The 5963-nt window shown below is 54.0% G+C and carries 1 protein-coding gene and 2 pseudogenes (1 of these 3 running past the window's edge); all 3 read left to right on the plus strand.

What is annotated here, in order from left to right; all coding sequences use genetic code 11:
* A pseudogene (gene rplL, locus INT22_RS04060) lies at positions 1–264 on the plus strand (50S ribosomal protein L7/L12) (it extends 131 nt beyond the left edge of the window).
* A gap of 337 nt (positions 265–601) precedes the next feature.
* Positions 602–4678 (plus strand): DNA-directed RNA polymerase subunit beta, encoded by a 4077-nt coding sequence (rpoB, locus tag INT22_RS04065; RefSeq protein WP_089040013.1) that lies wholly within the window; start codon positions 602–604, stop codon positions 4676–4678.
* 10 nt (positions 4679–4688) lie between these two features.
* Positions 4689–5963: pseudogene (locus tag INT22_RS04070) on the plus strand (DNA-directed RNA polymerase subunit beta'); the annotation flags it as partial.

A 5963-nucleotide genomic window follows, 5' to 3' on the forward strand; every position in this document is an offset into this window, starting at 1 on the left:
CCAGCCGTAATGGCTGGTCCGGCTGGCGGCGGCGAAGCAGCTGCTGAAGAACAGACTGAATTTGATCTGGTACTGACCTCTGCTGGTGACAAGAAAGTTAACGTCATCAAAGCAGTTCGTGAAATCACTGGTCTTGGCCTGAAAGAAGCCAAAGGTGCAGTTGATGGCGCGCCGGCTACCATCAAAGAAGCAATGTCTAAAGAAGACGCTGAAGCAGCTAAAACCAAGCTGGAAGAAGCGGGCGCAAGCGTCGAGCTCAAGTAATTCTTGTGCTGACGGCTTTACGCGCTGCGTAAGCTTCCACGGCTGGCGGCGGGCTTATCCCGTTGCCGGCCTTTTTCTGTTGTATCATGTTGCTCGGCAGCATTACAGCAGGAAGGCTGCGGTAAGAAGCAGCAAAACAGTAAGACCGTTGTTGTGAAGCGTAAGTTGTGAAGCGCGAGTGATAACGAAGCGCTAGCAGCACTACTGTAACACTGTTATCTATCAAGATTTTTGACGGCGAGCTACCGATTTAGGAGCTTGCTGTCTGCGTCTGAAACGCCCGCGGGGCAGATGACCACGCATCGGTCACCCATGGTGAACAAGCTGGGGAATACAGATGGCTTACTCATATACTGAGAAAAAACGCATCCGCAAGGATTTCGGCAAACTGCCCCAAGTGATGGATGTGCCTTACTTGCTGGCCATCCAGCTTGATTCCTACTACGACTTTCTCCAGCAGGATCGTTCGCCCGACGAGCGCCACGAGATTGGTCTGCACGCGGCGTTTAAGTCCGTGTTTCCGATTGAAAGCTTCTCTGGGAATGCGGCGCTGGAGTATGTCAGCTACCGTTTCGGCACGCCGGCGTTCGATGTAAAGGAGTGTCAGCTGCGTGGCGTGACCTATTCCGCCCCGCTGCGTGTCAAGGTTCGCTTGATCATCTATGATCGCGACTCCTCGAACAAGGCAATCAAGGATATTAAAGAGCAGGAAGTCTACATGGGGGAAATCCCCCTGATGACCGAGAATGGTACCTTTGTCATCAATGGTACTGAGCGGGTTATCGTTTCTCAGCTCCACCGTTCGCCCGGTGTGTTCTTCGATCACGATAAAGGCAAGAGTCACTCCTCTGGTAAACTGCTCTATTCTGCCCGAGTGATTCCTTATCGTGGTTCCTGGCTGGACTTCGAGTTCGATCCTAAAGACAACGTCTTTGTACGTATTGACCGTCGCCGGAAACTACCAGCGTCGGTGTTGATGCGTGCCCTGGGAATGAGCACTGAAGAGATCCTTGAAGAGTTTTTCGAGACCAGCAAGTTTAGCATTGAAAAAACTGGCTTCTTCGTAGAGCTGGTACCGTCACGCCTGCGCGGTGAAACCGCGACTTTCGACATTAAAGATGGCGAAGGTAATGTCATTGTTGAAGAAGGGCGCCGTATTACCCAGAAGCACATCCGTCAGCTTGAAAAAGCCGGCCTGGAGCGTCTGGAAATACCGATGGAGTACCTGTTTGGTAAAACGTTGGCCAAAGATCAGATCGATACTAAAACTGGCGAGCTGATCTGTCCGTGTAATACCGAAATTACGCCAGAAGTGCTTGAGCGTATGGCGCAGGGTGGCATCACCCACATCGAAACGCTCTACACCAACGACCTGGACTGTGGTTCGTTTATTTCCGATACGCTTAAGCTGGATGCCACCGGCTCCGCGCTTGAAGCGTTGGTCGAAATTTATCGCATGATGCGCCCTGGTGAGCCGCCCACCAAAGAAGCTGCTGAGACGCTGTTTAATAACTTGTTCTTCAGCGAAGATCGCTACGACCTGTCAGGCGTCGGTCGTATGAAGTTCAACCGCCGCCTGCGTCGTGATACCGACACGGGCTCTGGTGTACTGGATCGCAAAGACATCCTTGATGTTCTGCGCGAGCTGATCAATATCCGTAACGGCTTTGGCGACGTTGACGATATCGATCACCTGGGTAACCGCCGTATTCGCTGTGTTGGCGAAATGGCTGAAAACCAGTTCCGCGTTGGCTTGGTTCGCGTAGAGCGTGCAGTGAAAGAGCGTCTTTCCATGGCGGAAAGCGAAGGCCTGATGCCGCAAGATCTGATCAACGCTAAGCCGGTAGCGGCAGCGGTGAAAGAGTTCTTCGGTTCTAGCCAGCTGTCCCAGTTTATGGATCAGAACAACCCGCTTTCTGAGGTTACTCACAAGCGTCGTGTGTCTGCACTCGGCCCAGGTGGTTTGACCCGTGAGCGCGCCGGTTTCGAAGTGCGCGACGTACACGCTACGCACTACGGTCGCTTGTGTCCGATCGAAACGCCGGAAGGCCCGAACATCGGTCTGATCAACTCGTTGGCGACGTACAGTCACACCAACAGCTACGGCTTCCTCGAAACGCCGTACCGCAAGGTCAACTCCTGTCAAGTGACGGACGATATCGTTCACCTGTCGGCGATCGAAGAGGGTGATTTCGTTATTGCCCAGGCGTCTGCCGCTGTGGATGAGTCCAACAGGCTGAGTGACGACTTGGTTCAGGTGCGTCATCGTGGTGAAACCACGTTTATGCGTCCTGAGCAGGTCACCTTGATGGACGTGTCTCCGCGCCAGGTTGTTTCGGTCGCGGCCGCACTGATTCCGTTCCTGGAGCACGATGATGCTAACCGTGCCTTGATGGGTGCGAACATGCAGCGTCAGGCGGTACCCACCTTGCGCGCTGACAAGCCGCTAGTAGGTACTGGCATGGAGCGTTTCGTTGCGCGCGACTCCGGTGTTTGTGCCGTGGCACGTCGTGGTGGTGTGATCGACTCCGTTGACGCACGTCGTGTCGTGGTACGGGTGCATGAAGATGAGATTATCGGCGGTGAAGCCGGTGTTGATATCTACAACCTGACCAAGTACACCCGTTCAAACCAGAACACCTGTATGAACCAGCGCCCCATTGTGCGGCCTGGCGACAGTGTGGCCCGTGGCGATATCCTTGCCGACGGCCCGTCTGTTGATATGGGTGATTTGGCGCTAGGCCAGAACATGCGCATCGCGTTCATGCCCTGGAATGGTTACAACTTCGAGGACTCTATCCTGCTGTCTGAGCGGGTGGTTCAAGAAGACCGCTTTACCACGATTCATATTCAGGAACTGACCTGTGTATCTCGCGATACCAAGTTAGGGCCGGAAGAGATCACCGCCGATATTCCCAACGTTGGTGAGTCCGCGCTGGGTAAATTGGACGAAGCAGGTGTTGTTTACATCGGTGCTGAAGTTGGCCCCGGCGATATTCTGGTCGGTAAGGTAACACCGAAAGGTGAAACCCAGCTGACGCCGGAAGAGAAGCTGCTACGCGCTATCTTCGGTGAGAAAGCATCTGACGTTAAAGATACCTCGCTGCGTGCGCCGACCGGCATGAAGGGTACTGTCATCGACGTCCAGGTATTTACCCGTGACGGCGTTGAAAAAGACTCTCGTGCACTTGCTATCGAACAGATGCAGCTGGACGAAGTGCGTAAAGATCTTCAGGAAACCTATCGTATTGCTGAAGACGCTACTTTTGAGCGTCTGCAGCGTACGTTGGAAGGCCAGGCTGTTAATGGCGGCCCGAACCTGAAGAAAGGCGATGTGCTTGATGAGGCTTACCTCGACGAGCTACCGCGTCAGCAGTGGTTCAAGCTGCGCATGCAGGATGAGGCTTACAACGAACTGTTGGCCCAGGCCGATGAGCAGCTCGAAAACCGTCGTAAAGAGATGGACGAGCGCTTTGAAGATAAGAAGCGCAAGCTGACCCAGGGCGATGACCTCGCACCGGGTGTGCTTAAAATCGTCAAGGTTTACATGGCGGTTAAGCGTCGCATTCAGCCTGGCGACAAGATGGCAGGCCGTCACGGTAACAAAGGTGTTATCTCGGCGATCATGCCCATCGAAGATATGCCGTTCGATGAGAAGGGCGAGCCGGTTGATGTGGTGTTGAACCCGCTGGGTGTACCGTCGCGGATGAACGTTGGTCAGATCCTGGAAACGCACTTGGGTATGGCTGCCCGTGGTTTGGGTGTCAAAATCGACGCGATGTTACGTGATGCCCGTGGTCAGCAAGTTGCTGAAATTCGCGACTTCCTGGGCCAGATATATAACACGCCGGGAACCCGTGTTGAGGATATCGATTCGTTAAGCGATGAAGAAATCATTGCGCTAGCGAAAAACCTCAAAGGCGGTGTGCCTATGGCAACGCCGGTGTTCGATGGTGCTAAAGAGCACGAGATCAAACACCTGCTGAAGCTTGCTGACATTCCTGAGTCTGGCCAGATGACGCTGTACGATGGCCGTACTGGCGATGCGTTTGACCGCTCGGTGACCGTTGGCTACATGTATATGCTCAAGCTGAACCACTTGGTAGACGACAAGATGCACGCGCGCTCTACCGGTTCTTACTCGCTAGTGACTCAGCAGCCGCTGGGTGGTAAGGCGCAGTTCGGTGGTCAGCGCTTTGGTGAGATGGAAGTGTGGGCGCTGGAAGCTTACGGTGCCGCGTATACGCTGCAAGAGATGCTCACCGTCAAGTCGGACGACGTCGAAGGCCGCACCAAGATGTATAAAAACATCGTGGATGGCGACCACACCATGCAGGCAGGCATGCCGGAATCCTTCAACGTACTCGTGAAGGAAATCCGCTCGCTGGGCATCGATATCGAGTTAGAGAGCTAGGAGCCGTCCCATGAAAGATTTGGTGAAAGTACTCAAATCGCAATCTCAGTCCGAAGAGTTTGACGCGATCAAGATTACCCTGGCGTCGCCGGACATGATTCGCTCCTGGTCGTTTGGCGAGGTGAAGAAGCCCGAGACCATCAACTACCGTACCTTTAAACCGGAACGGGATGGTCTGTTCTGCGCCAAGATTTTCGGCCCAGTCAAAGACTACGAGTGTTTGTGCGGTAAGTATAAGCGCATGAAGCACCGCGGCATCATTTGTGAGAAGTGTGGCGTTGAAGTCACCAAGGCTGCCGTGCGCCGTGAGCGCATGGGCCACATCGAACTGGCATCGCCAGTGGCTCACATTTGGTTCTTGAAGTCACTGCCGTCGCGTATCGGCATGTTCCTCGATATGACCCTGCGTGATATCGAGCGCGTGCTGTACTTCGAAAGCTTTGTCGTCATCGATCCCGGTATGACCACGCTGGAGCGTGGTCAGTTACTCAACGATGAGCAGTACTTTGAAGCGCTAGAAGAGTTCGGTGATGACTTCGACGCCCGCATGGGTGCCGAAGCTGTCCAAGAACTGCTGAAAGATATTGATCTGGAAGAAGAGATTAATCACCTGCGTGAAGAGATTCCGCAGACTAACTCTGAAACTAAGATTAAGAAGCTTTCAAAGCGCTTGAAGCTACTTGAAGCGTTCTACCACTCCGGCAACGCGCCGGCGTGGATGGTCATGGAAGTGCTGCCCGTGTTGCCGCCGGATCTTCGTCCGTTGGTACCGCTGGACGGCGGCCGCTTCGCGACCTCAGACCTGAACGACCTTTATCGTCGCGTTATCAACCGTAACAACCGTCTGAAGCGTCTGCTTGACCTCAATGCGCCGGATATTATCGTGCGTAACGAGAAGCGCATGCTGCAAGAAGCGGTTGATGCGTTGTTGGATAACGGCCGTCGTGGTCGTGCCATTACGGGTTCTAACAAGCGTCCGCTGAAATCCCTTGCCGATATGATCAAAGGTAAGCAGGGTCGTTTCCGTCAGAACTTGCTAGGTAAGCGCGTCGATTACTCCGGCCGTTCGGTAATCACTGTTGGTCCGACGCTGCGTCTGCACCAGTGTGGTCTGCCCAAGAAAATGGCGCTTGAGCTGTTCAAGCCGTTTATCTACTCCAAGCTGCAGTCGCTGGGCTATGCCTCAACGATCAAAGCTGCCAAGAAGATGGTTGAACGCGAATTGCCCGAGGTGTGGGACATCCTTGCCGATGTTATCCGTGAGCACCCGGTACTGCTTAACCGC

The sequence above is a fragment of the Halomonas sp. 3D7M genome (assembly GCF_014897885.1).
Lineage (GTDB): Bacteria > Pseudomonadota > Gammaproteobacteria > Pseudomonadales > Halomonadaceae > Vreelandella.